Origin of the sequence: Chitinophaga pinensis (genome assembly GCF_007896845.1) — a bacterium.
Taxonomy (GTDB): Bacteria; Bacteroidota; Bacteroidia; order Chitinophagales; family Chitinophagaceae; genus Chitinophaga; species Chitinophaga pinensis_C.
Map to the genome: position 1 here is coordinate 204,323 of NZ_VOHS01000006.1, position 12,860 is coordinate 217,182.

At 45.2% G+C, this 12,860-nt stretch carries 12 protein-coding genes; 10 read left to right on the forward strand and 2 right to left on the reverse strand.

The features are described from left to right. Nucleotides 1–26: 26 nt before the first annotated feature. A complete protein-coding gene (locus tag FEF09_RS08635; protein WP_261387391.1) occupies nt 27–1,106 on the forward strand; it encodes a Gfo/Idh/MocA family protein in 1,080 nt (359 codons plus the stop codon). A gap of 125 nt (nt 1,107–1,231) precedes the next feature. Continuing rightward, the gene (locus FEF09_RS08640) at nt 1,232–2,083 is read left to right on the forward strand and encodes a hypothetical protein (protein ID WP_146304732.1); all 852 of its coding nucleotides are present in this window, start codon (nt 1,232–1,234) and stop codon (nt 2,081–2,083) included. A gap of 4 nt (nt 2,084–2,087) precedes the next feature. Here FEF09_RS08640 and FEF09_RS08645 read toward each other — a convergent pair whose 3' ends face one another. Next, entirely contained in the window at nt 2,088–3,641 is a 1,554-nt protein-coding gene (locus FEF09_RS08645) for a hypothetical protein (RefSeq protein ID WP_146304733.1), read from the reverse strand. Between the two features lie 217 nt (nt 3,642–3,858). Between FEF09_RS08645 and leuC the strand changes: the two genes are divergently transcribed. The 5 genes from leuC (at nt 3,859) to FEF09_RS08670 (ending at nt 9,410) form a co-directional block, all read left to right on the forward strand. Further along, entirely contained in the window at nt 3,859–5,256 is a 1,398-nt protein-coding gene (leuC, locus tag FEF09_RS08650; RefSeq protein ID WP_146304734.1) for a 3-isopropylmalate dehydratase large subunit, read from the forward strand. Nucleotides 5,257–5,267: 11 nt separating this feature from the next. Continuing rightward, nucleotides 5,268–6,026 (forward strand): methyltransferase domain-containing protein, encoded by a 759-nt coding sequence (locus FEF09_RS08655; protein WP_146304735.1) that lies wholly within the window; start codon nt 5,268–5,270, stop codon nt 6,024–6,026. Nucleotides 6,027–6,065: 39 nt separating this feature from the next. After that, nucleotides 6,066–6,665, forward strand: a complete 600-nt coding sequence (gene leuD, locus FEF09_RS08660; protein WP_146304736.1) for a 3-isopropylmalate dehydratase small subunit — start codon at nt 6,066–6,068, stop codon at nt 6,663–6,665. 97 nt (nt 6,666–6,762) lie between these two features. Further along, nucleotides 6,763–7,842 carry a 3-isopropylmalate dehydrogenase gene (leuB, locus tag FEF09_RS08665; protein WP_089808760.1) on the forward strand — a complete coding sequence of 360 codons (1,080 nt, stop codon included), beginning with the start codon at nt 6,763–6,765 and terminating at the stop codon, nt 7,840–7,842. A gap of 59 nt (nt 7,843–7,901) precedes the next feature. Further along, complete coding sequence (locus FEF09_RS08670) at nt 7,902–9,410, forward strand: 2-isopropylmalate synthase (protein WP_146304737.1); 1,509 nt, start codon at nt 7,902–7,904, stop codon at nt 9,408–9,410. 46 nt (nt 9,411–9,456) lie between these two features. Here FEF09_RS08670 and FEF09_RS08675 read toward each other — a convergent pair whose 3' ends face one another. Beyond that, a complete protein-coding gene (locus FEF09_RS08675; RefSeq protein WP_186774246.1) occupies nt 9,457–10,176 on the reverse strand; it encodes a M15 family metallopeptidase in 720 nt (239 codons plus the stop codon). Nucleotides 10,177–10,291: 115 nt separating this feature from the next. Here FEF09_RS08675 and FEF09_RS08680 point away from each other — a divergent pair, with 115 nt between their 5' ends. From FEF09_RS08680 to FEF09_RS08690, 3 genes are all read left to right on the forward strand, one after another. Continuing rightward, nucleotides 10,292–11,074 carry an SDR family NAD(P)-dependent oxidoreductase gene (locus FEF09_RS08680; RefSeq protein ID WP_218155238.1) on the forward strand — a complete coding sequence of 261 codons (783 nt, stop codon included), beginning with the start codon at nt 10,292–10,294 and terminating at the stop codon, nt 11,072–11,074. Between the two features lie 90 nt (nt 11,075–11,164). Next, nucleotides 11,165–11,908 carry a hypothetical protein gene (locus FEF09_RS08685; RefSeq protein WP_146304739.1) on the forward strand — a complete coding sequence of 248 codons (744 nt, stop codon included), beginning with the start codon at nt 11,165–11,167 and terminating at the stop codon, nt 11,906–11,908. Between the two features lie 53 nt (nt 11,909–11,961). Next, nucleotides 11,962–12,813: a fumarylacetoacetate hydrolase family protein gene (locus FEF09_RS08690; protein ID WP_012789662.1), complete on the forward strand. Its 852-nt coding sequence runs from the start codon at nt 11,962–11,964 to the stop codon at nt 12,811–12,813. The last annotated feature ends 47 nt before the right edge of the window (nt 12,814–12,860 follow it).

The following is a 12,860-nucleotide window of genomic DNA, read 5'->3' on the forward strand; positions in this document are numbered from 1 at the left end:
AAACACAGGTCCATATAATCCATGTCATGATGAAGATTCTAAGCCAGACTATGCTGCTCTTGCTCGCAGCCATTACAACTTTTGCACAGCAAAAACCATTGAACGTAGGCGTTGCCGGCCTCACACACGACCACGTACATCTCTTGATGCACCAGTGGAAAAAAGGGCAGGTTACCATCGCCGGTATCGCGGAGTCTGACGCCCAGCTGATTGCCCGTTATAAAAAAAGCTATCAGTTGCCGGACTCGCTTTTCTATCCTGATCTGGCCACCTTGCTGGCACATAAACATCCGGATGCCGTACTGGCTTACAATGCAGTAGCAGAACATATCAATGTGGTAGAGGTCTGCGCCCCAAAGGGCATCTCCGTCATGGTAGAAAAGCCACTGGCGACTACCGTAGCGCAGGCAGACCGTATGGCAGCATTGGCCAGAAAGCACCATATACACCTGCTGACCAATTACGAAACAACCTGGTACAATACCAACCAGTATGTTTATGACCTGGTGAAAAAACAGGAAGCGGTTGGTCCGGTAAGGAAAATGGTTGTACACGATGGCCACGAAGGGCCAAGGGAAATAGGTTGTTCTGAAGACTTCCTGAAATGGCTGACCGACCCTGTGAAAAACGGAGGTGGCGCCCTGATGGATTTCGGTTGTTACGGAGCAAACCTGATGACCTGGATGATGGATGGTAAGGCGCCAATTTCAGTAACAGCGGTAGCTCGCCATATCAAACCTTCCGTATATCCGAAAGTAGAGGACGACGCCACTATTTTGCTGGAATATCCGGAAGCGACTGGTATCATCGAAGCTTCCTGGAACTGGCCTTTTAGCATTAAAGACTGGGAGGTATTTGGTAAGTCCGGTTACCTGCATGCGCTGAATCCAAATGATCTGCAACAAAGGAAAAAAAGTGAATATCAGCCGCTTAAAGTTCCCGAAGCAACCTATACGGATAATATTACATATCTTGCAGCTGTACTGAATGGCTCACTGAAGCCTGATAATGATCTTTCTTCGCTGGAAAACAACCTGATTGTTGTGCGTATACTGGAAGCAGCCCGCACTTCAGTAAAGGAAGGCAGGAAAGTCATGTTAAAGTAGTCGTTTAGTTTACCATACAAGCAACAACATTAAACATATGCGCAGCCACACCGTTGTCCACAAACAACGATGTGGCTGTCTTGATATAAGACTATCCAACAGTAACACTATTTTAAAAGGAACCTATGTCTAACCAAACCAAGAGAATCCAGTCGCCAAGAGAACGCGCCTGGATTATTACCCTGACCGCGCTGTTTGGAATAACAGCCGTCCTGCTATTCTACATCATCATTTGTATCTGGCCTTCCGGCTATGTCAGCAGCAAAGACCCCTTCCGCCTGTTCGGCACCATTTATACCATTACTGCAGAACACCGTTTCCTCTTACTGATGGTACTTGGTGGTGCGCTGGGCGCTAATGTTCACCTCATCATCTCATTTACAGCATTTGTAGGTAACCGTATGTTTGTTACCACCTGGATACCCTGGTACCTGTTGAGACCTATCATCGGCGCCGGTATGGCTATGTTCTTCTATATGCTGCTGAGAGGTGGGATATTGACTTATAGTCCGCCGGTGGCACCACAACTGCCGGAGAATAATCAGATCACGGAAAATACCTCTTCCGCGCCTGTGGCAGAAGGTAATGTGCAGGAAGGTAATGTACAGGAGGGGAATGTGAAACCGGATTCTCCGGAGCAGGCAGCTACACCGGTAGATACTGCAAAACCTGATTGTCCGCCTGTAGTCAATGAAGCGATACCTGCGGCAACCCGTGACGAAGCCAATCAGCCAAGAGACAGTGTGCCGTTGAACCCTTATGGTATGATGGCCATTGCATGTCTGGTAGGACTGTTTTCCAAAGAAGCGTCTGAGAAACTGGAAGAAGTATTTAAGACATTATTCAACGTAAAAGACAAGGCAGAGTTTAAAGACCCTTTACCAAAAGACAGGGAACAGACTGCACAAAATGATACCGATTCTTCTACCGATGCCGATACAGATCTGACAGATCAGAAAACAGAACCATCGGAATAAGTGATCAGATTCTTTTTTCTTTCCGGACGAATTTCCGGTGTATGATCTCCTGCACCGGAATTCCTTCTATCTTACTTTCCAGCCATGAGATGATATCCAGATACAGGAATGACCTGCGCTCATAAGGATTCTGCGACAATTGTACCAGTCTTTCCTTCAGATCAGCAAAGGCACTGCGCAGCGCTTTGGGATGTGCATAAATATTTCTGCGGAGGAACTTGAGGATTTCCTCCATCATCTGACCAAGGTCTTTGTTTTTGGCAATGAAGTGGTAGACAGACTTAATCAGGTATTCTACCAGACTGTAATTCTCCAGTTCATAGTGGGCAATGAGGTGTAATATTCTTGCAAAACACTGAATATCAGCACGCAAATTGCCTATGCGGAGGTGTATGATCTTATTCAGGTATACGATCGCTTTGTTATTGTCGCCACTACCGAAGTACAGGCAAGCGATCTTGTAGTAGAACAGCAATACACGATGCTGGTCTATTTTAAGCTGATGCTCGGCGATATCGGCTTCCAGCTGTGGTACCAGTGACAATCCTTCGCTGAAAGTGCCTTCCAGAAAGTAATGGTTGATACGCGCTGTATACACATATACAAAAGCGGAGGTTTTGGTATTTTCGTTAAAACTCTCCTGATTATCAGTGATAAATGTTTCCAGTTCGGCCAGATCCTTCATGAACTTGTCATGGTTCATGGTATAAAAATGGGCGGTCAGCAGGTTGTGCATCGCTTTGATATACAACTCCACATCTGTGCGCTGGAGAGAAGGGTATTCCTTGAAAAGGTTCACCCATTTCTGGGTATAGCGGTAAAACATGACAAAATCCTGCAGGATATAGTAGTACCAGCTGTATGCCTGATAAAGGTGTATCTTCTCATAGAAACTCATGTCCTTGCTGCAGTCGGGCGGCAATTCGTGCTCAAAGAAGGATTTTACCATTTTGGCATCCTTTTCATCCCGGGCATGGCCTAATTTGAGGTAGAGGCCGTACATGCGGAGGGACAAGGTTGACAGGCGACTGATATTGCTGAGGCGGAGTTCTATCTGACGGGATTCTGCACTGAGTTCATCAGCCCGGTTTTCCAGACTACGGGTGATGTGTCTGCTCTCGATCTGTTTTTCAAACTCAATAATTTCATAGCTTAGCATCACTTCCTCCTGCTCAATAGCCGTTGCTTTGGCCTTGGAGAGAATGCGAAGGCTCTGGTTATAAAGTCCCTTACTGTATAGCACGCGTGCATAGTCCAGCTGTTCCCTGAGATCAATCAGGGGGTCTTTTTGCTTGTATAACAGGCGGAGGCTGGTCAGCAGTTGCTTGTATAAATGGGCCTTTACATTACTGAGTTGTTGTTTTTTAATAGCGGGTATCTTTTTGAGGATCAATTCCTCATCATACTCCTTTAACTTGTCCAGGGTATTGAATAACTGAATGAAAAGGACGTCCTCTTTAGTATTATTTTTATTAAAAGCAAGTTGAAAATTCCTTTTTTCGGATTTCGTCAGTGTTTTTATTAATATAAAGAGAGCGTCGTGCTGATTGTTGGACATCGTTAATAATGTGTTATAATTAGCTGACAATCAAATTGATATTGCTTGTCAGGCGTAGTTATATATCGTAATTAAGTCAAATTTAGCTATATGTTAATTAACATTGACCATTAGCTTTGAAGGTACAAACAAACTAGGAAGCACAAAATTATCAATTTCGCTGGTGCCAATGGGCCGATCATCTCTGCCCGGCCCGCCACAAAATGTAAAATTACGGATGGGAAAAACATTATTTGACAAGATCTGGGACAGCCACGTAGTGGTTAGCAAACCCGGCTTTCCGGATGCAGTATACATCAATACACATTTTATTCATGAAGTGACCAGTCCACAGGCTTTTGACGGACTGCGTAAAAGAGGTATACCGGTTTTCCGCACAGCTAAGACCCGTGCAACAGCCGACCATAACGTACCAACCATTGATCAGCACCTGCCGATTAAAGAGGCTCTGAGCCGCAAACAGGTAGAGATGCTGACAGCGAACACCAAAGAATTTGGCGTAGAACTGTATGGTCTGGGCCACCCTTATCAGGGTATTGTACACGTGATCGGCCCCGAACTGGGTATTACCCTGCCAGGTATGACCATTGTGTGCGGTGACAGCCATACCAGTACACATGGCGCTTTCGGTGCAATCGCTTTCGGTATCGGTACCTCCGAGGTTGAACAGGTACTGGCTACACAGTGTATCCTGCAATACCGCCCGAAACGCATGAAGATCGAAGTGAACGGTCAACTGAAAAAAGGCGTTGTTTCCAAAGACATCATCCTATATATCATTTCCAAAATATCTGCTTCCGGTGCTACCGGTTACTTCGTGGAATATGCCGGTGAGGCAATCCGCAGCCTGAGCATGGAAGCCCGCATGACCATCTGTAACATGAGTATCGAGATGGGTGCGCGTGGTGGCCTGATCGCTCCTGACCAGACAACCTTCGATTATATCAAAGGTCGCGAGTTTGCTCCGAAAGGTGCTGACTGGGACAAAGCGCTGGCATACTGGGAAACACTGTATACAGATGCTGATGCTGAGTTTGATGTGGTGCTGACATTTGATGCAGCTGATATCGAACCAATGATCACCTACGGTACTAACCCGGGTATGGGTATCGGGGTAACCCAGCACATCCCGTCGCTGACTGAAGTGGATGATAAAGAGAAACCATCGTTCAAAAAATCCCTTGAATACATGGGGCTGGAACCCGGTAGCGAACTGCTGGGTAAGAAAGTAGATTATGTATTTATCGGTAGCTGTACCAACTCCCGCATCGAAGACCTCCGTATGGTGGCTGACTTCGTAAAGGGTAAGAAAAAAGCTGAAGACGTAGTGGTATGGATCGTACCTGGTTCTAAGCAGGTAGAAGCACAGGCGAAGGAAGAAGGTATTGATAAAATATTTGAAGCTGCAGGTTTCCATCTGCGTCAGCCGGGCTGCTCCGCATGTCTGGGTATGAACGAAGATAAAGTACCTGCCGGTATGTATTGTATCTCTACTTCCAACCGTAACTTCGAAGGTCGTCAGGGTCCGAATGCCCGCACCTTCCTGGCCAGCCCGTTGTCAGCAGCAGCAGCAGCTATCACCGGTAAAGTAACAGATGTAAGAGAACTGGTATAATATAACTGAAAATGTCCTGGAACGCTGAATTATATAAGGAAAAGCACTCTTTTGTATTCGGTTATGGTAATAACCTGATCGAATGGCTGCAACCGGCAGCAGGAGAACAAATACTGGATCTTGGCTGTGGTACCGGCGAACTGACCGCTCAGGTGGCAGAAAGCGGTGCAAAAGTAACAGGACTGGATAGTTCTGCTGCGATGATCGCCAGTGCGAAAGCGCATTTTCCACAGGTTACTTTTCAGGTAGCAGATGCAACGTCTTTCTCACTGTCAGAACAGTTTGATGCCGTATTTTCCAATGCTACCCTGCACTGGATCCGCCAGCAGGAAAAAGCATTGGATCGTATTCATCAGCACCTGAAGCCCGGTGGTCGTTTCGTACTGGAAATGGGTGGTAAAGGAAATGTGGACGACATCACCGGTGCGCTGGAGAAAGTAATGCAGAACAAAGGATATACTTACAAACCATTCTGGTATTTTCCTTCTGTAGGTGAGTATACCTCGCTGCTGGAAGAATATGGATTCAGAGTGAACCAGGTCCTTTACTTTGACCGTGAAACCGAACTGGCAGACCCGGAGAATGGCATTGTGGAATGGCTGCAGATGTTTGGATCGCACTTGCTGGATCAGATACCGGAGCAGGAAAGATTACCTGTTCTGCAGGAAGTACAGGAGTCTTTACGGGCGACTAACTTCCGCGACGGTAAATGGTATTCGAAGTATGTGCGTTTACGCGTAAAAGCAGAGAAAATTAAAACAGATCTTTAACTTTAAAATGAAAGACCTTCTCCTGAAGGCTATAATATAATGAGTAAGACTTTTCAACACCTTGTATCTACCGCAGTTCCTATTGCGATTGAAAATATCGATACAGACCAGATCATCCCTGCACGCTTTCTGAAAGCAACGACAAGGGACGGTTTCGGAGAAAATCTCTTCCGTGACTGGCGCTTTGATACTAACAATGAGCCTAAAAAAGACTTTATCCTGAACAATCCGATCTACAAAGGTGAGGTACTTGTAGCAGGTAAAAACTTTGGTTGCGGTTCTTCCCGTGAACACGCTGCATGGGCAATCGGCGATTATGGTTTCAAAGTAGTGATCAGCAGTTTCTTTGCTGATATCTTCAAGAACAATGCGCTGAATAACTTCATTCTGCCAATCACTGTGACTGACGAATTCCTTGACAAAATCTTCAAAGCGATTGAAACAGATCCTGCTGCGCAGCTGGAAGTTGATCTGGAAAAACAATCACTGAAGATTGTTGCCACCGGTGAAGAAATATCCTTTGATATCAATCCGTACAAGAAAGCCTGCCTCATTAACGGCTATGACGATATTGACTACCTGTTGAGCCTTCGTAAAGAAATCGAATCATACGAAGCCAGCCGTGAGTTTAATTTTTAACATTTCACTTCAGTGCTTTAGCTTTACTTTTCAAAAGAGAAGTAGACCACTGGGTGTACGAAGAAGTAAACATCAATTTAAATCAACTCTAAACTAAATGGGCGTAGACAAAAAGATACTGGTAATTCCCGGAGATGGTATCGGACAAGAGGTGACAGCCTGGGGTCAGAAAGTATTGGAAACAATTGCTGTAAACTACAAACACAATTTTGTTTTTGAAGAAGGCATAATGGGGCATGTTGCCATCGAAGCTACCGGTACTCCACTGCCTGACGAAACACTGGAAAAAGCCCGCAAAAGCGATGCGATCCTGTTTGGTGCTATCGGTCATGCGAAATACGACAATGACCCTACACTGAAAGTGCGTCCTGAGCAGGGATTGCTGAAAATCCGCAAAGAGTTGGGTCTCTACGCAAATCTGCGGCCTATTAAGTTGTTTGATGAACTGCTGGAGGCATCCAGCATTAAGCCGGAAATACTCCGTGGGGCAGATATCCTGTTCTTCCGTGAGCTGACCGGGGATGTATACTTCGGTGAGAAGAAACGTTCAGAAGACCGTAACACGGCATCTGACCTGATGATCTATCACCGTTATGAAGTAGAACGTATCGCCCGTAAAGCATATGAAGCTGCACGTTCCCGTCGTAAAAAACTGTGCTCTGTAGATAAAGCAAACGTACTGGAATCAAGCCGTCTGTGGCGTGAAGTGGTACAGGAGCTGGCCAAAGAATACAGTGATGTGGAAACAGAACATATGTTCATCGATAACGCTGCTATGCAACTGGTAAAAGATCCGAAACGTTTTGATGTGGTACTGACAGCTAACCTGTTTGGCGACATCCTGACCGACGAAGCTTCCCAGATCGCAGGTTCTATGGGTATGCTGGCATCAGCATCTGTAGGAGACAGCACCGGCTTCTATGAGCCTATTCACGGTTCTGCGCATGATATCGCTGGTAAAGGCATTGCCAATCCGCTGGCGTCTATCCTGTCTGCAGCACTGATGCTGGATATCTCTTTCGGACTGAAGAACGAGTCCCTGCGCGTGATCAAAGCTGTTGAAGCTACCCTGAAACAAGGTTACCGTACAATGGATATTGCTAACAAGCATACGGAAAATCACTACGTAATGGGTACAGATGCAATGGGTGCAAAAGTGCTGGAAAATCTGAACTGATTATATCCGACACAATTACCTGAATAAAGTAATTTCTCCAATAACACAATTAATTTAAGATGAGCGATAAAAATCGTGTATACGTCTTCGATACTACTCTCCGTGATGGCGAACAGGTGCCTGGTTGCCAGCTTACAACCGTCGAAAAGATCGAGGTCGCTAAGGAACTGGAACTGCTGGGAGTAGATGTTATTGAAGCTGGATTCCCGATCTCCAGCCCTGGTGATTTCCAGAGCGTAGTTGAAATATCCAAGGCAGTCAGCGAACCAATTATCTGTGCGCTGACACGTGCCAATACGATGGATATTGATGCAGCTGCTGAAGCACTCCGCTTTGCAAAACGCAAACGTATCCATACTGGTATCGGTGCCTCCGATATGCACATCAAATATAAATTCAATAGCACCCGCGAAGATATCCTGAAACGTGCAGTGGATGCGGTGAAGTATGCCCGCAAATTTGTGGATGATATTGAGTTCTATGCAGAAGATGCTGGTCGTGCTGACAACGAGTATCTGGCAAGAATGATCGAAGCCGTAATCGGTGCAGGTGCTACCGTAGTAAACATTCCTGATACGAATGGTTACTGTCTGCCTGACCAGTATGGTGCGAAGATCAAATACCTGATGGATAACGTATCCAACATTGATAAAGCGATCATCTCCGTACATTGCCATAATGACCTCGGTCTGGCTACTGCCAATACCATTGCAGGTGTTATGAACGGTGCACGTCAGGTAGAATGTACGATCAATGGTATCGGTGAGCGTGCTGGTAATACTTCTCTGGAAGAAGTAGCGATGATCCTGAAAACGCACCATGCGATGGGTTATCATACCGGTATCAATTCAAAACGCATCTTTGGTATCAGCAACATGGTTGAGACTATGATGCGTATGCCGGTACAGGCTAACAAAGCAATCGTAGGTCGTAACGCATTCGCACACAGTTCCGGTATCCATCAGGATGGTGTGCTGAAACATCGTGAAAACTATGAGATCCTGAATCCTGAAGATGTAGGTATCGAATCCAATGCGATCATCCTGACTGCACGTAGTGGCCGTCATGCGCTGAAGCATCACCTGGAGCGTCTGGGTTATAAAATGGATAAGATCAACCTCGATGAAGTATATCAACGCTTCCTGGTAATGGCCGATCAGAAGAAAGACATCAACGACGCTGATCTGCAGGAACTGATGGGTGATGGTGATGATAAGAACTATGATGATAAAGCGATCAAAGTAACTTTGCTGCAGGTAGTATGTGGAGATCCGCTGCGCCCGATGGCAACTGTAAAACTGAAGATCAACGGCGAAGAGAAAGAAGCAAGTTCCGCAGGTAATGGTCCTGTAGATGCTGCTATCAATGCTATTCACGAGATCATCAAAGATCAGATTGATATTGATGAATTCAATATCCAGTCAATGCGTGGTGGTAGTAAAGATGTAAGTAAAGTAAACATGCGTGTGAAACACAATGGCCTGTCTTACTATGGCTACGGTTACTCTACTGATATTGTGAATGCCTCTATGCATGCATATGTAGATGCACTGAATAAGATCTATTAAGCAACATTGATATGAATGAAAGAGCCTCGTCACTGACGGGGCTCTTTCATTTGATACTGCTAAAGGGAATATCCATCAGCGGATATTGTTTGTAGTCTTTCAGATAGTAATGCCACCATTCCGTAGGGAGTGCGGTGAAACCGTATTTCTCCATTGTTGTCCGCAGTAACCGTCTGTTATCTGCTACAATACTATCAGTAACTGCATAATCGTGGTGTGCTTCCTCTGTAAAATCGTCAAAGTCAGTAGGCATGGCAACCGGTTTGCCGCTACGTAAGTAAATAATAGTCAGATCAACCGCAGCCCCCCGGTTATGTCCTGAGCCCTTCCGCGGGTCTGCCGCATAGCGGTCGTCAGGTACGATCTCCCACATTTTTTCTGTAATACTATATGGACGGTAGGCGTCGTAAATAAGTAAGCCCAATCCTTTTTTATTGAGTTCCTGTTGTACAGCTCTCAATGCTTTGGCAGCAGGGAGCCGCAGGTATACGGCTGCATTGGGATATAGTTGCTGATGGGTAAAATTAACTTTGGTCGCATAGCGGATGTCTTTCAATATACCGGGAATGTAAGTGGTGATATCCACCAGTACCTGATTACTATCTGCCGATGCCAACTGCTTATACAAGGTCACCGTATTCACCACAGGTAATCCATATTTATTCAACGGAATCACCTGCGCGGAGGCCGTGAAAATATTGCTTGTCAGTATGACATATAACAGAAAAATAGCTGACCTGGAGGCAGTCCGGTAATTGATTTTCAACTGTTTTTTATTTAAATATTCTGAAATATGGTAATAAAGTACAAGTTACTGGTAAAAAAGGATAGTTTTTGCCTTGGTAAAAGGGTTATTTTAGAACCCTTAAATTAAGGAAAACATGAACCTGTTTAGATTAGACAACAAAGTGGCTGTGATCACCGGTGGTGGCAGCGGCATAGGGCAGGCAATAGCGAAGGTATTTGCAGCGCAGGGCGCTGATGTACATATTATTGAATTGAACGAGGAAGGCGGTAAACAAACAGCAGCTGAAATTGCAGCAGCAGGTGGTACTGCACAGGTACATGCCTGTAACGTAGCACAGCAGGCAGCTGTTGTCAGCACAGTAGATAAAATCATTGCTGCTGCAGGTCGTATCGATATACTTGTCAACTGTGCCGGTATTGCACATGTAGGTAAACTGGAATCCACTACGGAAGAAGATCTGGACAGGGTATATAATGTGAACGTGAAAGGTACATACAACTGTATGTTTGCCGTGATCAAACAGATGAAAGAACAGAAAGGTGGTGTGATCCTGAACGTTGCTTCTATTGCTTCCAGCGTGGGTATTCCGGACAGGTTTGCCTATTCCATGAGTAAAGGAGCGGTATTGACCATGACCCTTTCTGTGGCGAAAGACTATATCAATGACGGTATCCGCTGTAACTGTGTGTCTCCTGCACGTGTACACACACCATTCGTAGACGGTTTCATCGCTAAAAACTACCCCGGCAAAGAGCAGGAAATGTTTGATAAACTGTCTAAAACACAACCGATCGGCCGTATGGCTAAACCTGATGAGGTAGGTACACTGGCTTTATTCCTGTGTTCTGCTGAAGCCGGCTTTATCACTGGTTGTGATTATCCTCTGGATGGAGGCTTCATCAAGCTGAATAATTAAGGAATCGTAAAATGCGGCTTACGAATGATGGATTGGTTATATTCGTAACGCACATTTCTTAATCTCATTCGTAAATCAACGCATAATTCCATGAAAGCTTGGTCTTTATTACTTATTGCAACATTATTCTTTGCCTGTGATTCCAACCAGAAAAATGCTGCTGCTGATGCAGATGATACTACTTCTGCCGGAGAAGCATTTCAACCGGTAGCTCCTGCTGGTAAAGTAACAGTTTCTTTCCCTGTAACTGATACTACCGAAATTAAAATGGTATTCGAACTGGATGGTAAAACAAAGGAGAAGAAATTCGAACTGCCACTGGCAAAAGATGTACAGGAAAAAGACCTGTACCGGCTGGTATGGGACAAACCTAACAGCTGTTATATCGGCGTATTGAAACAGAATCGTACCACCCGTTACTATCATGCCAGTGTAGATGATAAAGGATACCTGCAGATCAATCACGTGGGAACTCCACCAGCGGGTGTATGGCAATATGCAGAGAATAAACTCGGATTGGGTAAGGTAAGCGCTACCAGCGAAACACAGATCGAACAGACGATTACAACAAACCTGAAGTCCGGAAATATCATTGCCGACTTTATCGTAAAAGTCGTTCCGTTATCTTCTAAAGATTCAGTACATGTATATGCTGAATTTGCCGGTGCTAACAGAACCCTTACACAGGTAGTACCTGCCGGTAACAAAGTAGGTATTGTAGCATCAGGAAAAGATAAATGTTTTGTTGTGCTGGAACAGGACGGAAAGCTGACCAATACCTACGAAATAAAAGTAGAAGGCGGACGTCTCGGCATCAATACATTAACAAGATAGTATGACGGCCCTCAAAAAGGGTCATAACGTTTAGTAAAAACAGTATTTTTTATATGAAACTGATCAGATTTGGATTACCGGGAGCAGAAAAGCCAGGTATCGTAACAGAAGCAGGTACATTCGATGTAAGTGCATTTGGTGAAGACTTTGGTGAGAAATTCCTGGAGACAGACGGTTTACAACGTCTGGCTGCATGGTGGGAAAAAAACAGTGGCAGTTGTCCGCAGGTACCGGCAGGTACCCGTCTGGGTGCTCCTTTACAGCGTCCTTCAAAAATCATTTGCATTGGTCTGAACTATGCTGACCACGCAAAAGAAACCAACGCACAGATCCCACAGGAGCCAATCGTGTTCTTCAAGAGTACTTCCTCTCTGGTAGGTCCTAATGATGATCTGACCATTCCACGTAATAGTGAGAAAACTGACTGGGAAGTTGAACTGGCAGTTGTAATTGGTAAAAAAGCCAGCTACGTTGAAGAAAAAGACGCACTGGACTATATCGCTGGTTACGCTTTACATAACGACTACAGCGAACGCGCATTCCAGCTGGAACGTGGCGGACAATGGGTAAAAGGTAAGAGCTGTGATACATTTGCTCCGCTGGGCCCATGGCTGGTAACCAAAGATGAAGTGAAAGATGTGGATAACCTGCGCCTCTGGCTGACCGTAAATGGTAAGACCATGCAGGACGGTACAACCGCTAATCTGATCTTCAAAATACCTTTTCTGGTTTCTTATCTGAGCCAGTTTATGACCCTGCTGCCAGGTGATGTGATCTCTACAGGTACGCCTGCAGGTGTTGGTCTGGGTATGAATCCACAGGTATACCTGAAAGCCGGAGATGTGATCGAACTGGGTATCGACGGACTGGGTACTTCAAAGCAGACAGCTGTTGCATTTAAATAACTGAAAGATTAAGAATTAAGAAATAATAATTAAGCATTGGGAGTGAA

What these genes read in the sequence shown, in the direction of transcription:
- FEF09_RS08655 (WP_146304735.1), top strand. Translation starts at nt 5,268, where the DNA reads ATGTCCTGGAACGCTGAATTATATAAGGAAAAGCACTCTTTTGTATTC.
- FEF09_RS08670 (WP_146304737.1), top strand. Translation starts at nt 7,902, where the DNA reads ATGAGCGATAAAAATCGTGTATACGTCTTCGATACTACTCTCCGTGAT.
- FEF09_RS08645 (WP_146304733.1), bottom strand. Translation starts at nt 3,641, where the DNA reads ATGTCCAACAATCAGCACGACGCTCTCTTTATATTAATAAAAACACTG.
- FEF09_RS08690 (WP_012789662.1), top strand. Translation starts at nt 11,962, where the DNA reads ATGAAACTGATCAGATTTGGATTACCGGGAGCAGAAAAGCCAGGTATC.
- FEF09_RS08680 (WP_218155238.1), top strand. Translation starts at nt 10,292, where the DNA reads ATGAACCTGTTTAGATTAGACAACAAAGTGGCTGTGATCACCGGTGGT.
- leuB (WP_089808760.1), top strand. Translation starts at nt 6,763, where the DNA reads ATGGGCGTAGACAAAAAGATACTGGTAATTCCCGGAGATGGTATCGGA.
- leuD (WP_146304736.1), top strand. Translation starts at nt 6,066, where the DNA reads ATGAGTAAGACTTTTCAACACCTTGTATCTACCGCAGTTCCTATTGCG.
- leuC (WP_146304734.1), top strand. Translation starts at nt 3,859, where the DNA reads ATGGGAAAAACATTATTTGACAAGATCTGGGACAGCCACGTAGTGGTT.
- FEF09_RS08640 (WP_146304732.1), top strand. Translation starts at nt 1,232, where the DNA reads ATGTCTAACCAAACCAAGAGAATCCAGTCGCCAAGAGAACGCGCCTGG.
- FEF09_RS08685 (WP_146304739.1), top strand. Translation starts at nt 11,165, where the DNA reads ATGAAAGCTTGGTCTTTATTACTTATTGCAACATTATTCTTTGCCTGT.
- FEF09_RS08635 (WP_261387391.1), top strand. Translation starts at nt 27, where the DNA reads ATGATGAAGATTCTAAGCCAGACTATGCTGCTCTTGCTCGCAGCCATT.